This window comes from Colwellia sp. BRX9-1, from assembly GCF_014077195.1.
In the GTDB taxonomy this organism is placed as follows: Bacteria; Pseudomonadota; Gammaproteobacteria; order Enterobacterales; family Alteromonadaceae; genus Colwellia_A.
In genome coordinates this window covers 121,141-138,952 of sequence record NZ_JACGVM010000012.1, presented here as the reverse complement: position 1 = coordinate 138,952, position 17,812 = coordinate 121,141, and the positions used below count along the sequence as shown (strand labels likewise).

Below are 17,812 nucleotides of genomic sequence, written 5' to 3'. Positions count from 1 at the left end.
GTAAGTGGATTTATGATGAATTTCATGGATTCAGGAGGACTTTCATGGATTCAGGATGACTTTCATGGATTCAGGATGACGCTCGTTGATTCAGTATAACGTAGGTGGTCTCATGACGGCGATAGGTAAGGTTGTTTTCCTCTGTCATGCTGAACTCGTTTCAGTATCTGGGCTGGGATCCTGAAATAAATTCAGGATGACGTTCATGAGTTCAAGATGACGTTTGTGGATTCAGGCTGACGCTCGTGGATTCAGAATGACATATGTTGTTTCAGGACGACGATAGGTAAGGTTTTTTCCGTCATGCTGAACTCGTTTCAGTATCTGGGTTAAGATCCTGAAATAAATTCAGGATGACGTTTGTGGATTCAGGATAACGTACGTGAGTTCAGGATGACATTTGTGGTTTCAGGATGACGTACTTCGATTAAGAATGACGTACTTCGATTAAGAATGACGTACTTCGATTCAGTACGACGTACATGATTTCAGGATCACGCGCTCAAATAAAGCGTATACATAATAAAAGGGTTTTAGTCGTATGGAAAAGTTACTGATCATTGATGATGATAAAGGAATACAAAAGCAACTTAAGTGGAGCTTATCTGATTATGAGGCTGTATTAGCAGGTGATCGTGAAAGTGCTATTGCTGCAGTACGTCGCTTTGAACCCAAAGTTGTTACGCTTGATTTAGGTTTGCCGCCAGATGAAGCTAATGCCACTGAAGGTTTAGCTGCATTACAGGAAATTTTGACCATAGCGCCTCATACTAAGGTGATAGTGATCACCGGCAATGATGATCGTACTAATGCGTTAAAAGCTATCTCGGCGGGTGCCTACGACTTTTATCAAAAGCCAATAGATGCTGATGTGATCAATGTCATTATTGCTCGGGCTTTTAGTGTCTCGGCAATTGAAGAAGAAAACCGTAAGATGCGTCAAGTTGCGGGTAGTGATATTGGCATTATTGGTAACAGTGAAGCTATTGACCGTCTCCGCATGATGGTAAAGCGCATTGCGCCAACACAAATTACAGCCTTATTACTGGGTGAAAGCGGCACAGGTAAAGAAGTAACCGCCAATGCCGTGCATATTGCCAGTGAGCGCAGTAATAAGCCCTTTGTTGCCATTAACTGTGCTTCTATCCCTGAAAACTTATTAGAAAGTGAATTATTTGGTTTTGAAAAAGGAGCTTTTACCGGGGCTCATCGTGCGACTAAAGGCAAAATAGAGTGTGCGGAAGGCGGAACATTATTTCTTGATGAAATTGGTGATATGCCCTTTAGCTTGCAAGCAAAACTATTACGCTTCTTACAAGAAAAAACGATTGAACGCCTTGGCGGTCGACAAGAAATCAATGTTGATGTTCGAGTCGTTTGTGCAACCAATCAAAACTTAGAACAAATGGTTAAAGATAAAACTTTCCGTGAAGACTTATTTTACCGCGTTAGTGAAATAACCTTAAATATCCCCCCGCTACGTGACCGAGATGAAGACGTATTAATTCTGGCTCAATATTTTTTACAGATGTACGCACTTGAATATAAACGTAATGTAAAAAGTTTTTCAGAAGACGGTTTAAGTGCTATTAAGGCTCATAAATGGCCGGGTAATATTCGTGAGTTACAAAATAAAGTAAAAAGTTCGGTAATTATGACGACTGGCACACAAGTGACTGCCTTTGACTTAGGCTTTTTTGATCATACGAGTACTGAACTTGGGCTGTCTTTGAATTTGCGTTCGGTGCGAGAAAAAGCAGAGTCACTGGCTATTCAAAAAGCTTATGCGTTAGCCGAAGGCAATATGTCAAAAGCTGCAGAATTACTGGGTGTTACTAGACCAACATTGTATTCATTAATTGAAAAGTATGGTCTAACAATTAACGAAACCTAGCTGATGTAAAGATACGGAGAAGGTTTTGTTATAAAATCTTCTCCACTAATGAATGATGTTAACTCTTATCGTTTTCACTACTTCGTTCAGAATTAGTATCGGCAATTGTATCAGCCGTTAGCTCTGAGTTGGCTTCAATACTTTCATCGATATTACTTTCAGCATATAAACGACTCTTCTGCTTAAGGAGTTTATCAACATAACGCGCCATTTTAATTTTTTGCTTAATCGACGACTCTAATATCTCTTCTACTTCTCTTAATATTTCTTTCATGTTTTCAACATTCTCCGTTGAATTCACGATGAGCTGTGCGCTTGCCTGGCTAGGTTCATTACTGGCTAATTGTACTTTATGAAGTGAACCGGTTAACTCTACTTGCATCTCTAACGCGACTTCGTTAATTGCGTCAACATCGATACAAGCTAGTTCTTCTAAAAACCCAAACAATAATAAACGGTCAACAAAAATATTGATTTTTCTTGGAACGCCTAACGTTTTTTCATGAATAACGTTAAAGCCTTCATCTGAGAAAAGTGCCTCTTTAATACAACCTGCTTGCTGCAATCTATGATTAATATATTCTTTAACTTCGTCACTAGTCAGTGGTTTTAAATGCGCAGATGCAATAATACGTTGACGAAATTGCTCCATATTAGGCGCTTGAATAATATCTTTAAGCTCTTCTTGTCCGAGAAGAAAACTTTGTATTAATGGCTTATTATCCAATTGAAAATTAGATAACATGCGCAATTCTTCAACAGTTTCTATCGGCAAATTTTGTGCTTCGTCAACAATCAACAAAGCGCGCTTACCTTGGCGATTCAAATCAATAAGAAACTGTTCAATTGACTGTAGTAACTCAGCTTTGCTTTTACCTTTAACCGAAATCTTAAATTCAAAGGCGACAAGCTCAAGTAATTCTTGTGGGTCGAGCTTAGTCGTGACAAGTTGAGCGGCAACAATTGAATCGTCAGCAATATTGTTTAAAAGGTTACGCGCTATTGTTGTTTTACCCGTGCCTATAGGCCCAGTAACTACGATAAAGCCTTCGCCTTGATCTAAACCATATTGTAAATAAGACATTGCTCTTTGGTGGTTGCTTGACGCGAAAAAGAAACGTGGGTCGGGACTTAACTGAAAAGGACGCTCTTTAAAACCATAATAATTTTCGTACATACTGCTAAAAACCTTTACTGAATTTGAGGGTGATTCTGTCTTCCTCATAATTGAATGATTGCGTCGTAGAACTGCGGTTAAGGTGGCTTACACCTAATTTAACAGTTAGTTTACTATTTAAGGATTTGTCATACTCAAGACTATAACGTCGGTAGCGGTCTTGACGGCCATTTTCTTGGCCAAGTAAAAAGTGGGTGTCAGTATATTCAAGCATGAAATTTATATTTGATTTACCACTCACTTTGCGTTTAATCGCAAACGATGCCTTTTTATTTTCATCTTGGGTACGGGTATTTAAATTTTCGCGGGTCAATTTTGATAGCTCAACGCTGAAAGTAGTTCGCGGTAGTGCTAATTCTGAAGACCACAGTAACTCTTTGTTTAATGAAAGGCCCAAATCTTCCACTAAAACAAAATCATTTAAGTTGACTAGCTGATAATTATCAAAATCGATATTATCATTATTATTGACAAAACAGGTTGAAGAGTCAGCTATGTCGCCTTGTGGACACCAAAAACTACCTAAGGCGACACTTTCATAATTATTACGGGTAAATGCTTTAACCTCTTCGACATAAGTAATGGTATTAGTTAAACGCTTGTTTTTATGTACAAAGTCAAATCCATAACTTTCGCCGTAAAAGCGTTGGCCGTAATCAATTATTAAGGTCGTTCTTTGACTAGGTTCCCAGCGAATTGTGGCCGCAGCATAGTCTTGCTGTTCTTTACCATCGAGGTCTAACTGAGTACCAGTAGGTGTGTTATAAGATAGGTCTAATAGGAGCCTAGGGCTTATTAACCAGCGTAAGCCGCCGCCATAAGAGTCTGACTCAAGTGATGAACTATTATTAACAAGATCACCTTCATTAGTTTCATCATAATATCGTATAAACGGAGTTATCTTATAACCGGTAATCAAACCGATTTTAACTTCGCCTTTGAATAACTGTCCGTCTCTGCCTTGATTAGTCGCATCAGAATATTCAGATGACGCGTCCCAATATACATTTCGAGCAGCAGAGCCATTTTTACTCAAAAACTGTACTGCATAGCCTTCTCGTTCACCTATACCGTCTTGTGATTTAGTTGTTTGGTATTGAATACCCGAACCAACAATAAAGTCACTATTATTAATCGTGTACTGAAAACCACCTGAATAATTTTCAACTCTAATAGTGTCACCTGAAACAATATCGGCAAGCGCATTACTGGAATTATTACGTGCTTGGTTTGATATTGCAGCACTACCGATTAAAGAAAGTCCTTTAGGACCTAGCTTTAAGCGAAAAGAACTGTCCAATGTATGATAGTCATCATCGGTATCATGGTCATGGCTGTACATTGCATAAAGACTTTTTGCATCAAAAGTAAAATCTAATTTTTTTGATGAAAACAGCGTACTTAATTCAACACCTGTTTGACTAACTAAACTTGCTGTTGTGTCGTTAACCGATAAATTAACATTATCTGTATAGGTTTCATCAATAATTAACTGTGGTGTAAACTGCCATTCCCCTGCGAAAGTATTTGCAGATAAAATGGCAAAGATTGCTGCAGCTAATACTGTCTTATTTAGTGCCGTATCCATAACCATAATAGCCATACATATCCTTGTGAGATCTGATTGCTTTGTTTAGCACTAAACCCAGTGCTAAATCTTCGTTGAGGTTTTCTGTCGCTTTTTCAATATCTGCTAAGAGCGTTTTTGATTCTTCAACTACGACCAGCGCTTGGCCCATTAAGTTGGCTAAGACCATCGTTTCTGTAACGCCAATTAACGGTGGGCAGTCAAATATTACAATACGGTCAGGGTAGCGCTCTGCGAGTTCTTTAGCTAAAGACTCCATACGGTCACTGGCGAGCAATTCATTAGAAAGATGATGAGGTTCACCTGCAGGTATTATTTTAAGCTTATCAATATTGGTACTGTATATTATTTCAGAAATATCGTGCTTCTCACCCAGTAAGTATTCAATCAAGCCAGGGACTTGCTTAAAGCCTAATTCTCGATTTATGCTTGGGCGTAGAACATCGGCGTCAATTAATAACACTGTTTTATCTTGTTCTAAGGCGATACTTAGCGCTAAGTTAATTGAAATGAAAGTTTTGCCTTCATTCGGCTTAGAGCTACTTATCATAACCAAATTACTGTTTTTAAGCGTTTTAGAGGCTGAGCCAAAAGCATTGTTTAAGAGCTTACGTTTAATTTGACGAAACTCATCTTTAATACTTTTTCTGGTACCGTTATCGATTAAGAAACCACGACTTTCAAGATCATTCTTATTAAGCACTAAAACATCATTATTTTCAGAATTTACTGGAGCTGTCGAGCTTTCAACTGTTTTAGTTGGTTTATCAACCGTTACATTGTCAGTAACAACCGGTGTTTTGTCTTGTTGAGCCATCTTTTGTTTAGCGAGTGCTTTTTCTATGGTACTCATAAATTAAAAATCCTATGTATTGGCGCTTGTATTGCATCCGGAAATAACGAATAAGCGATAAAAAAGCATAATATTAAAATTAATAAGCTGTTAGAGAGAAAGAACAGTATCGTTTTACGTTTATCTTTACTTTGAAGACCTAAATTTTCAGTAGCCGAAACAATACCAAAAATAGGAATACCCGTTGCCCGAGCTACTTGGCTGCTCGAAGTTACAACAGGGTTAATTTGACTGAATAAAAAGGAAAATCCCAATCCAACACCTACCCCTAAAAAGGTAACAACTACATAAAATAGATACCTTTTAGGACCTGTAGGTTGTAAAGGTGCACGAGGAGGATCAATCACTTTGAAATTTATTTTACTGGTTGTTTCATTAGCAGACTGACCTATTTGTGCTTTTTCTTTACGTTGCAGCAAGTCTTCATATTGTTTTTTAGTAATATCGTAGCCGCGATTAAGCGCCACTAATTCTGCTTCGATTTCAGGCAAAGTATGAATTTTGTTTTCAAGATCTCTGACAGTATTTCTGTAATTATTAGCTCTTACTTCCATAGAGGCAACTTGTCCTTCAAGTTGATTCACTTGAATTTGAATATCTTGAATTACTGGGTTCTGACTTATTGGCGTGTAGTCACTACCTGCATCATTACTGCTTGTTAAATACTGTTCAATTTCATCATCTCTTTTCTTTGATAAATGCTCAAGGCGACGTTGAACTTCTTTCACATCAGGATGTTGCTCGGTATATCTAAGCTGGAGTGAATCTAATTGTCCTTCTAACTCAGCAATACGGTCATCAAAAGTCGTTTTTATGCTGTTCGAATCAACAATATTATTTTGCTGATTAGATTCTGACGTTGAAGATTGTGCCAATTTAGCTTTTGATCCAGCTAATTGTGTTTTTGTTTCTAGTAAAATCAGTTCAATAGTTTTTAATTGTTCTTTTGAGTTATTTAGCTTTTGGTAATAACCACCGTACTGGTTAGGCAGCACTTCACTGTATTTCTGTTTAAAATTAGTTAACCTGGCTTCGTCTTTTAATAAGCGATTTTCGTATTCATTAATTTGGCTATCAAGAAATTTTTGTGCAGAATCAGAATCCCGACGATTTTCACCTCGAGTCGTTTCAATAAACACCGTAATAACCGCTTGCACAACATCGCGTGCCATTGCTGGGTCTGTATCAGAGAACGTAATATTGAAAATGTTTTGTCTGCTGCCACCAGTCTTTTTAATTGAAATACCCTTGTTTAATCGTTCAATTAAGTTATTAAATTCTTGCGGGGTATTAGCTTGAACATCTAGATCGGTCATCCGAGCAATACGCTCTAAATTTGGGCGGTTGAGCAATGTTTTTACCATTAAGCTGATTTGTACATCAGGATTCGACTCAACCGTCATCCCTCTTAACAAAGGACCTAAAATAGATTGAGTATCGGCAAATACTCGCGCTTCTGATTCATAAATATCTTGTAGCTGTGAAACGGCGAACCAACCTAAAGGGCAAATAAGCCAAGTAGCAATCATAAGATAGCGGCGTTTTATCCACATACCTTTTAAATAATCTAAAATTTGTTCAAGTGTTTCTTGCATTCCTGACCTCTAAATACAGGCAATTAATAAAATAGGCGATTGTTTTCTTATTTAACTAAAACTAAAACCAAGTTTCAGGGATAACAATTATATCACCTGGCAAAACGTCAACGTTAGCCGCTATCTCGCCATTCTTAATTAAGTCTTCAATATAAATTTCATATTGTTTTTGTTTGCCATTTTCCACTCTGACTAAAATAGCATCATTACCATCAGCAAATTCAGTTAAGCCACCGACCTGAATCATTACATCGAGTAATGTCATTTGCTGAATATAATTGATTGACTTAGGCTCTGCAGCTTCACCAATAACACGTATCTGTTCACTAAATGGGCCAACAAAATTATTTACGGTTACGGTAACTACCGGCTCTCTTAAGTAAGTTGCTAGAATTTCTTCAATAGTTCGAGCGAGTTCGGTAGGTGTTTTGCCTGATACAGGTATATCTTCAACTAAAGAGGTGGTTATCATGCCGTCGGGACGCACAACAAATGTGCCTGAAACTTCAGGGTTACGCCATACGAATATATTAACAACATCACCGGCACCAATTAAATATTTATAAGTGCTAACATCAACCGTATTCGATTGGTGTATGGTTGCGGGTGGTAAGGTTAATGTACTACAACCTGAAATAACATAAGCTATAGTTAGTAGTATTGCTGTTTTTAGTTGACCGAGCATATTCTTTTCCATGGTTATAACCTTCTTTATACATCGAATTTATTAAATTGATACTAAGCTATCTGATTGTATGTGATTTTTACAAAGGTTGCACAACATTTAATAGGTGTAAAAAACTTATGATTATTGCTATTATCTTACACGCTTATGTTTTGGGTGTTTTTTACTAAAAATCATAAATGAACAAGTTGAATCTATTAATAATAAAGGGAATAATTAATTCATATGTCTAGCCCAAAGTTTCGAGATCTATCTTCGGGTAGTAAATCTTTAGTTATTATTGAACTGATTTTTTTCGCGGGTTCATTATTACTGACCGTCTATTTAAATAGCTTGTTTTTATTTGTCGAGCATCAAAATATCCCTACTAATTTATTGGCTATTTGCGCGATTGTTTTCGCGCTAATGGTACAACTATCATTATTAGCTCTAGGTTTATATAACTCGAAGCTGCGTGAAAATTACCGTGGTATTGTCAGGCGTTTGCTTGTTTCTGTAGCGATTGGCTTCTTTATTGTGACCCTAATTAATCCCTTATATGGTCAACACGCTTTAAAAATTGAATTACTTGCACTGGCGGCATTATTTAGTCTTATTATTGATAGTGCTTTTCGTTATTTTACCCTGCAAGTTGACTTTTTTGGTTTCAGTAAAAGAGTGGTATTAGTGCTTGGCGCCGGTGACCGAGCCTCTATCATTGAAAAACGCATGCGTCGAGATGTCGACAGGCAAGGGTTTTATATGCACGGCTTTGTTATTATGCCAGGTGACACCGAAACAGGCATAGTTAACGAAAACCGTATTGCACTAGAAGGTTCTCTGGTTAATTATGCATTAGAGCATGGTATCGACGAAATTGTTGTTGCTAGTGATGAACGTCGTGATAATTTACCGGTTGATGAACTCTTTGCCTGTAAAATACGTGGTGTAGAAATTACCGAAATTCTCGATTTTATTGAACGTGAAACAGGTCAAATTGCCGTAAACCTTATTTATCCAAGTTGGGTGATATATTCAAATGGTTTTGCTTCAGGTAACCATTTACGCAATACCTTAGACTGGGTTTTTAACGCGGCTATTGCTATTGCTTTAACCTTAGTTACTTGGCCAGTTATGCTAATAACAGCCATTCTTATTAAATTAGACGAAGGCATGAAAGCCCCTATTTTTTATCTACAAGAGCGCGTTGGCTTAGATGGACAAGCTTTTAATATTTATAAATTCAGAAGTATGCGTATTGACGCCGAAAAAAATGGTGCTCAAATGGCCTCCGAAAATGATGATCGGACTACGAGTATTGGTAAATTCATTCGTAAATATCGCGTAGACGAATTACCACAAATACTCAATGTAATACGTGGCGATATGGGCTTTGTTGGCCCGCGTCCTGAACGTCCTGAATTTGTTCAGCAGCTTATTAAAAACTTACCTTACTACAACGAACGTCATAATGTTAAGCCAGGTTTAACAGGCTGGGCACAATTAAAGTACCCTTATGGTTCAACAGAAGAAGACTCATTAGAGAAGCTTAAATATGATTTGTATTATATTAAGCACCGTAGCTTTATGTTGGACTTATTAATTTTAATTAGAACGGTTGAAATTGTTTTATTTGGTAAAGGAAGATAAATAAAATGCTCTCTCTACTTGCTATGAGTAATATTATATTGGAACAAGGGTTATATTTGTGAGCCAAATAATTAATGCGATGACAGTTGATGTTGAAGACTACTTTCACGTATCTGCGTTTGAAAATACTATTGCTAAAGCCGATTGGGAAAAAACGCCCTTACGTGTTGAACACAATACTTATCGGTTACTTGAATTATTTGAAAAACATAATGTAAAAAGTACTTTTTTTACATTAGGTTGGGTCGCAGAACGTTGCCCTAATTTGATTAAAGCGATAGTTGACCAAGGACATGAATTAGCAAGCCATGGTTTTGCACATCAGCGTATCACTGAAATGAGTAAAGACGATTTTGTTACTGATGTTGTAAAAAGCAAAAATATTTTAGAGCAATTGTCTGGCACTGAAGTTATAGGTTATCGTGCGCCAAGTTTTTCACTTAATGATACTAATACATGGGTTTATGAAAAATTAATTGAATTAGGCTTCCAATATAGTTCGAGCACTTATCCCATTCAACACGACTTATATGGGGTGCCGAATTGGCCTCGCTTTATACATGAACGTTCAGAAAGCTTTGGTGGACAAAAAATAATTGAGATACCCATACCAACTCTGCGTAAAAATAATATTAATACAGGTATTGGTGGTGGCGGTTATTTTCGTTTATATCCATATTGGCTTTCTAAGAAACGTATTGATAAATTCCATCAACAGGAACAAAAACCTTATAGTTTTTATTTTCATCCTTGGGAAATAGATCCAGAACAACCAAGAGTGAAAGATGCGCCACTAAAATCAAAGTTCAGGCACTACATAAATTTGTCGCGTATGGAAGGTAAATTAGAACGACTGCTAAAGGATTATCAGTGGGACACAATGAAGAGTGTTTATTTAAATAAAAATACCAAAGAAAATGGAATGACTTAACTATGCTAAACAATAAGTTTGTTACTAATGTTTCACTCACCAGTGGCATAATATTATGCATGTTTTTTGCTTTTAATAGCTCTTTTAGTAAACTTATTGATATTTGGCAAAGCTCTAATACCTATGGGCATGGTTTTTTAATTTTACCCATCGTTTTATGGTTGGTGTATCGCAAAAAACACTTGCTTGCAAAAGTAGGCACTCAACCTTCTGTATTAGCACTGTTCTTTGTTGGTTTAACTTCATTTTTTTGGTTTATTAGTGCTTTATCTTATATTAATGTTATTGAACAATTTGCCCTGTTCAGTTTGTTCATTGTTTTAACCTGGGCCTTTTTTGGCTGGAAAATAATACTGTCGTTAAAATTTCCTTTAGCATTTTTATACCTTTCAATTCCTATTGGGGATTTTTTAATCCCTTATCTGCAGTTTATTACTGCCGATATATCTGTTTTTATGATTAAAGTCTTTGGAATACCAGTATTTCGAGACGGTATGTACATACAAATACCTAATGGAAACTTTCTTGTTGCAGAAGCATGTAGTGGTATACGCTTTTTGATTTCAACAATTACCATTGGTGTTTTATATTCTTACCTAAATTTTAGTAAATTATATAAGCAAATACTCTTTGTATTGCTCTGTTGCATTGTTTCTATTGTAGGCAATGGTCTTAGAGCTTTTTTAATGATACTTATTGGCCATTTGTCTAACATGCAAGCCGCCGTAGGATTTGATCACTTCGTTTATGGTGGGGTGTTTTTCAGTATTATTTTAGTTGTACTATTTATCATCGGCTACTATATGTCGGATCCAATAAACGAAATAGAAAAGCCCATTAACACCAACGAGAAATGCGCCTCTCAAAAGTTTCCTTCATTAGCCTTCATCGCTATAGTTTTATCATTTTTACTCATTGGTCCCGTATTAAAGTATAAATATGAAAACCACATAGCTGAATTGTCTTCTCAGCAAATTAGTAAATCGGCTTCTCATTCTCCTTTGAGCTCAATGATTCTTACTAAGTTTAATCATAATTGGATGCCAGCCTTTCCTGATGCCGATGCTACTTATATCTCATCATCATCAACCGAAAGTAATGTCGACATATTTGTCGCTAAATACCTTTATGAAACTGATGATAAAGAAATTATCAGTTATAAAAACAGGTTGTTTGATGTTGATTTCTGGTCAATTAAAAGTATTTCAGCTAATGAAATAACAACTGCAAAGGGTGAGCTAATACCTTATAGCTCGTTTACTATTGTAAACATGCAAGGCCAAGAGCGTAAGGTTAGGGTTATATATAAAGTAAATGGTATTTTATCAGCAAATAAAATTAAATTTAAGTTATTACAACTTATGAATAAAATAATGATGACTGACTTTGGTGGAGAGGTTATTGTATTGTCTTCAGCGAGTAAGCACGAAGCAGATAAACAATTAGATTTATTTATGTTTCAGCACTTTTTTGATATTAAACAACAGCTAACTTTGGCTAAATAAGGGATTATATACATTATGCTCATTTCTACCGTTATTCTTTCTTATAATTCTGTTAATCCAATACAGCGATGTTTAGACGAACTAATAAGTTCGCTTTTAAAATTTGATGAAGAAAGTGAAGTTTTTATTGTAGATAATGGCTCAAAAGATGGCAGTGTCGAATTAATTAAACAATATGAGAATAAATATCAAGAATCACATCCAGAGTTAATTAAACCTATCTTTTTTAGTGAAAACACAGGTACTACCTATTCTAGAAATGCCGCATTAAAAAAAGCCAAAGGAAAATTTGTTTTAGTATTAGATTCTGATGCTTATATTAACCACGACGCCATAAAAAGCTTAATTACTTACTTAGAAGCTAACAAAGGTGTGGGTATGGCCGTACCAAGACTTTCTTACAATAGTGGTAATTTTCAATTGTCTTGCGACGTATTTCCAACGCTTATTCATAAGTTAAAGCGTTTCTTATTTTTGAAAAAAATTGAATCAAAACCACATGCATTACAGTCAACTACTATACCTACAAATGTAGACTATGCCATTTCAGCCTGTTGGCTGTTAACGAAAGAGGCGGTTGATAAAATCGGCTTGTTTGATGAGAATATATTCTATTCACCAGAAGACGTAGATTATTGTTTACGTGTTTGGGAAAACGGTTTTAAAATCACTTATATTCCTTCAGCTAAAGTCATTCATGACGCCCAAGAGTTGTCTCGTGGTTTCAAGCTTTCAATGTTTCATTTTTCTCATTTAAAAGGACTTTTTTATCTAATGAATAAGCATAAATATTTCTGGGGTTTAACCAACCTTTACAAACGATTAAATAGATTTAGTTAGGTTTACAGCTAAATGTGCGGTGTTGTTGCTATTTTTCATCATGATCATTTATTTGATATAGACAAAAATACCGTAGAACAAATGAACAAAAGCCAAACTCATCGAGGACCAGATGGAAATGGGAGCTATATTGCCAATGGTATTGCTTTAGCACATACACGTTTAGCAATAATTGATATAGATGGCGGAGAGCAACCCTTATTTGATCAAACTAACACCATTGGCATAACTTACAACGGAGAAATTTATAATTATAAAGCGCTACGTAACGAGCTAATAGCTTTAGGTTATAAGTTTAATACGAACAGCGATACCGAAGTTATTGTAAATGCTTGGCTAGAATGGCACACCCAGTGTGTAGAGAAACTCAATGGTATGTTTGCTTTCGTTCTTTTTGATAAAAATACAAAGCAAATGTTTGCAGCAAGAGACAGACTTGGTATTAAGCCACTTCATTGGGCAAAGACGCCTGACAACCAAATTGTTTTTGCTTCAGAAATAAAAGCATTAAAAAAACATCTTCAAATACCGCTAAATATTAATTTAAAATCAATAGAAGATTATATGTCTCTTGGTTATATTTTAGAGCCAAAATCTATCTATTTAGCAATAAACAAGCTACTGCCTGGGCACTATATTCTTTTAGATCAAAACTCGCCTGAGCTGTTTATAAATAAAGCTTACTGGGATTTAAAAGACCATATAACAAGCAATACAAAAAATTATAATATTGATGATGTGCACGCCCACTTAAGTCAAACAGTACAAGACAGAATGATGGCCGATGTGCCACTAGGCGCTTTTCTGTCAGGAGGGTTAGATTCGTCTGCTATTGTTGCTTTTATGAGCCAACTAAGTGCTGAACCTATTATAACGAGTTCAATTGGCTTCGATCTTTCAAAATATGATGAGTCTTTTTTTGCTGAAAAAGTTTCTCAGCATTTTAAGACTAAGCATTCGACGACTAATGTATCAGTAAACGACTTATCAATGGTCGATCTCGTTGTAAATACCTTTGACGAGCCTTTTGCAGACAACTCAGCTATTCCTACCTTAATATTAAGTAAAGTAACCCGAGAGAAAGTGAAAGTAGCGCTTTCAGGTGATGGCAGCGACGAATTGTTTTTTGGTTACCGCAATTATCAAATGTTAAATTTTGAAGAAAAACTTCGCTCTATTTTTGTAAATAAATTAACTAAACCCATATTTACACTATTGGCTCAACATTACCCGAAGCTTGATAAAGCGCCACGTTTTTTACGCGCAAAATCTACTTTTAAAGCACTAGCAAGTGATCCTATCACCAGTTTTTACAACGCAATGTCTTTATCTGATAAGAATACTTTGGATAAGTTATATTCTTATCAGTTTAAAAGTCAGTTGGCGGGTTACAGTGCTTTAAATCAATTTAAATCGTTGGCAGAAGAAGTTAATAATTTAAGCCCAGTAAAGCAAGTTCAATATATTGATTTTAAAACCTACTTACCCGGTGATATTCTAACTAAAGTAGACCGAGCAAGTATGGCTTGTTCATTAGAAGTTAGAGTGCCTTTCTTAGATTATAAATTGGTAGAATGGGGCTTAGGATTAAATGAAAAACTAAACCTAAAAGGGCAACAAGTAAAACAAGTACTGGCAAATTCATTGAAAGGATTAGTACCTAACTTTGTATTAGAACGAAAAAAAATGGGCTTTACCTCACCATTAGATGAATGGATAAGACAAATACCGCAGGCAACCTTGGAAAAAAGAATTTTATCAAAACCGCTAGTATCGCTAAATATTTTTAATATAAATGAATTAAAAGCAACCATTGAAGCTCACCAAGCTCGAACTATTAATAACGGCGTGCTGATATGGGCACTACTTGTATTAGCATCATTCTTAAAAAAAGAACAAAATTAAAATGAAAATACTTTACCACCACCGAATCGCTTCAAAAGACGGCCAGTTTGTTCACGTAGAAGAGCTAACAAACGCCTTTATAGAACAAGGGCACGAACTAAAGTTTGTAGCCCCATCATTAAACGAAAACAGTGACTTTGGCCACGATGGCGGTTTTGTAACTAAACTAAAAAAATTACTCCCAAGAGCGCTATATGAATTATTAGAGCTTTCTTATAGCCTTTGGATATTCATCAAACTTGTTATTGCGATTAAACAATTCAAACCTGAATTTATTTATGAACGCTATAACCTTTACCAACCTGCGGGCATTTGGGCAAGTAAGCTATTTAACATTCCCCTAATTTTAGAAGTAAATGCTCCTCTCGTGTACGAGAGAAAAACATATAGTGGTTTAGCATTAGTCAAATTTGCTAAGTGGATAGAAAACTATACGTGGAAAAACGCTACTCATACTTTACCTGTTACCGATGTACTTGCCGATCACTTAAGAAAAGTTGGCGTTAAAGAGCAAAATATTACCGTTATTCATAATGGCGTTAATCAGCCATTTATAGATGAAATGTTAGCCAAACCAATAGCAAATAATAAAAAAGAAATTGTTATCGGCTTTACCGGTTTTATTCACCCATGGCATGGTATGGACAAAGCCATTGAAGCTATAGCTAAGCATAAAGACCTACCGCTAAAGCTTATTTGCGTTGGCGATGGTAATATTTTACCTGAACTAAAAGAACAAGCGAAAGGTCTTGGCATAAGTGACAAAATTGAATTTGCGGGTTTAGTCACGCGCGATAAAGTAATGGCCTATGTTGAACAATTTGATATTACCTTACAACCAGATGTTACCGATTATGCATCACCCCTTAAAATGTTTGAATATATGGCCGTTGGAAGTGTGATAATTGCTCCAGATTGCCCAAATATTAGAGAAATTTTAAGTGACGACACCGCCTTGTTTTTTGAAAAAGGCAATCAAGCGTCATTTATTGAAAAGCTTGTGTATGCCATTGAACATATTAATGAGCTAAATGAAATGCGCAGCGCAGTAAAGACAAGTGTGATAGACAAACAATTTATTTGGCAAGAAAATGCCAAGCGAGTAGTTGAGTTGTTTAAAGCTGCAGACACTGAGATTAAGAGATAATTTATGCCAATTACTGCTATTGGGTTTGTTCTTGTTTTTATGGTTGGGTCGCTGTATACCTTAAAAAAACCATTAGCAGGTATTCTTCTTTACTTCTTTTGTTTTTATATGCACCCACCCGGCAAGTATTGGGGTAGCTTTTTACCAGAAATTAGATGGACATTAATTGTTGCTGTACTAACGTTAATCAGTGTGTTTATTCATGAAAAAAATAAAGGTGATTGGCTTAAGTTTAAAGAATCAAAATTACTGATAGCCTTTGTGGTATTTGTGGGCCTTCAATTTCCTTTTGTGTTAAGTACAGAGTGGCATCAAATTTACTTCATATTATTAGTAAAACTTCTTGTTCTGTATTTTTTATTGATAACAATAATCAATACTAAAGAAAAACTTGTTACGGTCATTATCGCTAACTTAATTGGTTGTGCTTATATTGGCTTTACTGCTTTGCAAACCCATAGTGGCGGTAGGTTTGAACGAGCTGGTTTGCCAAGTATAGATGATTCTAATTTACTTGCTATACACGTTATTCCCATATTGGTTACCGGGGCATTTTTATTTCTTAGTAATGCCATTAAAAAGAAATACTGGCTACTGATACCATTAGCCTTTGCAGGCAACCTAATTATTATGTCGGGTAGCCGTGGTGCGATAGGGGCATTGGCAGTAACAGGTTTGTTTTTAATCTTGTTTTCTGCAAAAGAATTTAAAGGTACGTTAATAAAATGGGGAGCTGTTGCATTAATAGCTTTAACATTTGTTTCAATTGATTTAATTGTTCAGAGAATAGAATCTATTACAGAAGCTGAAAGTACTGAGCAAATAGATACCAGCGCCCAATCAAGAATGGTTATTATAAATGCGCAAATAAAAATGTTTAAAGAGAATATGTTAATAGGTAACGGGCATCGTACAACACTACTATTAAGCCCGTTTTATATAGATAAAAAATATCTTACTGATACAAGCGTTGGAGCATTGCGTGGCTCACATAACTTAACAATGACAATGTTGGCTGATCATGGACTTATAGGAGGAGCATTGTTTTTTCTTATGATCTTTGGTGTGATCAAGATGGGATTATCCGTGTCAAAAAATAAAGAGTACGATCGCGATCTGAGGTTAATAATGTTAGGGCTAACCGGAGGAATGGTTGGAATAATAGCAGCCAGCCAATTTTCAAATAGTAAAGTATTAGAAATATCCTTTTGGTTGATTGCGCTAATTTGTATATCTAAACGTTTAATGGTTGTTAAAAGTATAGGGTGAAATACTGATTTTAATGATAGAAGCTAACAGGTTTCTATGGTGATAAAAATATAAGTTGTAGTAAATATTGGAAGCCAAGTTGATAGGTTTTCTGATGACCTCAAATATTTTGAAATTTAGGAATTAGTCATGAATCTTTTTAATTTTTTAAGAAAAAACTCCATGAGACCTTGGGTATTAAAGCAATTTTTCTATAAATTTTGTGGAAAAACAGATTTATATAGAGCATTTGATAAAAATAATGTTTTATTTATTCATATACCAAAATCTGCAGGAACTTCAGTAAGTGAAGCTTTATACGGCGAAGATACTTGGCACTATTCTGCAAAGGAGCTTAAATTTATCAATAGGCATAAATTTAATGAATATTATAAATTTGCTGTAGTAAGGCATCCTTTAGATAGAATTATATCTACATATAGATATGCGCAATCACATATACAAAATAATCAGACCACATCACTATCATTTATGCGAGACTATATATCCATTAATGACTTTATTGATAAATGTTTGGATGATGAATTCATTCATGAACATTATTTTTTTTGGAAGCAAGCGGATTACGTGTGTAACTTTAAAGGGAAAGTAATTGTAGATCGTATTATAAAGTTTGAAAACTTGGCAACAGAAATATATAAAGTCTCAAATGACACTCAAATTGAACTCAATTTACGTCAACTAAATAAATCTCAATTTAAAATTAGCGAAACAGTAAGTAAAGCTAATAAAGAAAAGGTTTATCGTTTATATAAAGATGATTTCGAATTATTTGATTATGAATTAAATTAATC

At 35.5% G+C, this 17,812-nt stretch carries 14 protein-coding genes; 9 read left to right on the top strand and 5 right to left on the bottom strand.

Going from position 1 to position 17,812, the window contains the following annotated elements; translation table 11 throughout:
* Window positions 1–541: 541 nt before the first annotated feature.
* Entirely contained in the window at window positions 542–1,894 is a 1,353-nt protein-coding gene (prsR, locus tag H4J76_RS12550; RefSeq protein WP_182230741.1) for a PEP-CTERM-box response regulator transcription factor, read from the top strand.
* A gap of 58 nt (window positions 1,895–1,952) precedes the next feature.
* Here the strand turns inward: prsR and H4J76_RS12545 are convergent, their stop codons facing one another.
* The 5 genes from H4J76_RS12545 to H4J76_RS12525 all read right to left on the bottom strand — a co-directional run bounded on the left by H4J76_RS12545 (window position 1,953) and on the right by H4J76_RS12525 (window position 7,804).
* Window positions 1,953–3,071: an XrtA/PEP-CTERM system-associated ATPase gene (locus tag H4J76_RS12545; protein ID WP_182230740.1), complete on the bottom strand. Its 1,119-nt coding sequence runs from the start codon at window positions 3,069–3,071 to the stop codon at window positions 1,953–1,955.
* A 4-nt stretch (window positions 3,072–3,075) separates the two neighbouring features.
* Window positions 3,076–4,674: a TIGR03016 family PEP-CTERM system-associated outer membrane protein gene (locus H4J76_RS12540; RefSeq protein ID WP_182230739.1), complete on the bottom strand. Its 1,599-nt coding sequence runs from the start codon at window positions 4,672–4,674 to the stop codon at window positions 3,076–3,078.
* Window positions 4,640–5,512, bottom strand: a complete 873-nt coding sequence (locus H4J76_RS12535; protein ID WP_182230738.1) for an XrtA-associated tyrosine autokinase — start codon at window positions 5,510–5,512, stop codon at window positions 4,640–4,642. Before H4J76_RS12535 ends, H4J76_RS12540 begins: the two co-directional genes overlap by 35 nt.
* The gene (locus H4J76_RS12530; protein ID WP_182230737.1) at window positions 5,509–7,107 is read right to left on the bottom strand and encodes an XrtA system polysaccharide chain length determinant; all 1,599 of its coding nucleotides are present in this window, start codon (window positions 7,105–7,107) and stop codon (window positions 5,509–5,511) included. Before H4J76_RS12530 ends, H4J76_RS12535 begins: the two co-directional genes overlap by 4 nt.
* 61 nt (window positions 7,108–7,168) lie before the next feature.
* The gene (locus H4J76_RS12525) at window positions 7,169–7,804 is read right to left on the bottom strand and encodes an XrtA/PEP-CTERM system exopolysaccharide export protein (RefSeq protein WP_182230736.1); all 636 of its coding nucleotides are present in this window, start codon (window positions 7,802–7,804) and stop codon (window positions 7,169–7,171) included.
* A gap of 213 nt (window positions 7,805–8,017) precedes the next feature.
* On the opposite strand from H4J76_RS12525, the gene H4J76_RS12520 reads away from it, so the two are divergent.
* From H4J76_RS12520 to H4J76_RS12485, 8 genes are all read left to right on the top strand, one after another.
* On the top strand, window positions 8,018–9,421 hold the full coding sequence (locus H4J76_RS12520; RefSeq protein WP_182174157.1) for a TIGR03013 family XrtA/PEP-CTERM system glycosyltransferase: 1,404 nt from the start codon (window positions 8,018–8,020) through the stop codon (window positions 9,419–9,421).
* 79 nt (window positions 9,422–9,500) lie between these two features.
* Window positions 9,501–10,352: an XrtA system polysaccharide deacetylase gene (locus tag H4J76_RS12515; RefSeq protein ID WP_182230745.1), complete on the top strand. Its 852-nt coding sequence runs from the start codon at window positions 9,501–9,503 to the stop codon at window positions 10,350–10,352.
* A 2-nt stretch (window positions 10,353–10,354) separates the two neighbouring features.
* Window positions 10,355–11,857: an exosortase A gene (xrtA, locus tag H4J76_RS12510; RefSeq protein ID WP_182230735.1), complete on the top strand. Its 1,503-nt coding sequence runs from the start codon at window positions 10,355–10,357 to the stop codon at window positions 11,855–11,857.
* Between the two features lie 15 nt (window positions 11,858–11,872).
* Complete coding sequence (locus tag H4J76_RS12505; protein WP_182230734.1) at window positions 11,873–12,697, top strand: glycosyltransferase family 2 protein; 825 nt, start codon at window positions 11,873–11,875, stop codon at window positions 12,695–12,697.
* A 12-nt stretch (window positions 12,698–12,709) separates the two neighbouring features.
* On the top strand, window positions 12,710–14,602 hold the full coding sequence (gene asnB / locus H4J76_RS12500; RefSeq protein WP_182230733.1) for an asparagine synthase (glutamine-hydrolyzing): 1,893 nt from the start codon (window positions 12,710–12,712) through the stop codon (window positions 14,600–14,602).
* 1 nt (window position 14,603) lies between these two features.
* Complete coding sequence (locus H4J76_RS12495; protein WP_182230732.1) at window positions 14,604–15,749, top strand: glycosyltransferase family 4 protein; 1,146 nt, start codon at window positions 14,604–14,606, stop codon at window positions 15,747–15,749.
* 3 nt (window positions 15,750–15,752) lie between these two features.
* Window positions 15,753–17,018, top strand: a complete 1,266-nt coding sequence (locus tag H4J76_RS12490) for an O-antigen ligase (RefSeq protein WP_182230731.1) — start codon at window positions 15,753–15,755, stop codon at window positions 17,016–17,018.
* 129 nt (window positions 17,019–17,147) lie between these two features.
* Window positions 17,148–17,810 (top strand): sulfotransferase family 2 domain-containing protein, encoded by a 663-nt coding sequence (locus H4J76_RS12485; protein WP_182230730.1) that lies wholly within the window; start codon window positions 17,148–17,150, stop codon window positions 17,808–17,810.
* The last annotated feature ends 2 nt before the right edge of the window (window positions 17,811–17,812 follow it).

Coding starts and splice junctions, on each gene's coding strand:
- H4J76_RS12485 (WP_182230730.1), top strand. CDS start 17,148: ATGAATCTTTTTAATTTTTTAAGAAAAAACTCCATGAGACCTTGGGTA.
- H4J76_RS12495 (WP_182230732.1), top strand. CDS start 14,604: ATGAAAATACTTTACCACCACCGAATCGCTTCAAAAGACGGCCAGTTT.
- H4J76_RS12525 (WP_182230736.1), bottom strand. CDS start 7,804: ATGGAAAAGAATATGCTCGGTCAACTAAAAACAGCAATACTACTAACT.
- H4J76_RS12530 (WP_182230737.1), bottom strand. CDS start 7,107: ATGCAAGAAACACTTGAACAAATTTTAGATTATTTAAAAGGTATGTGG.
- H4J76_RS12540 (WP_182230739.1), bottom strand. CDS start 4,674: ATGGCTATTATGGTTATGGATACGGCACTAAATAAGACAGTATTAGCT.
- H4J76_RS12520 (WP_182174157.1), top strand. CDS start 8,018: ATGTCTAGCCCAAAGTTTCGAGATCTATCTTCGGGTAGTAAATCTTTA.
- prsR (WP_182230741.1), top strand. CDS start 542: ATGGAAAAGTTACTGATCATTGATGATGATAAAGGAATACAAAAGCAA.
- H4J76_RS12535 (WP_182230738.1), bottom strand. CDS start 5,512: ATGAGTACCATAGAAAAAGCACTCGCTAAACAAAAGATGGCTCAACAA.
- H4J76_RS12515 (WP_182230745.1), top strand. CDS start 9,501: ATGACAGTTGATGTTGAAGACTACTTTCACGTATCTGCGTTTGAAAAT.
- xrtA (WP_182230735.1), top strand. CDS start 10,355: ATGCTAAACAATAAGTTTGTTACTAATGTTTCACTCACCAGTGGCATA.
- H4J76_RS12490 (WP_182230731.1), top strand. CDS start 15,753: ATGCCAATTACTGCTATTGGGTTTGTTCTTGTTTTTATGGTTGGGTCG.
- asnB (WP_182230733.1), top strand. CDS start 12,710: ATGTGCGGTGTTGTTGCTATTTTTCATCATGATCATTTATTTGATATA.
- H4J76_RS12505 (WP_182230734.1), top strand. CDS start 11,873: ATGCTCATTTCTACCGTTATTCTTTCTTATAATTCTGTTAATCCAATA.
- H4J76_RS12545 (WP_182230740.1), bottom strand. CDS start 3,071: ATGTACGAAAATTATTATGGTTTTAAAGAGCGTCCTTTTCAGTTAAGT.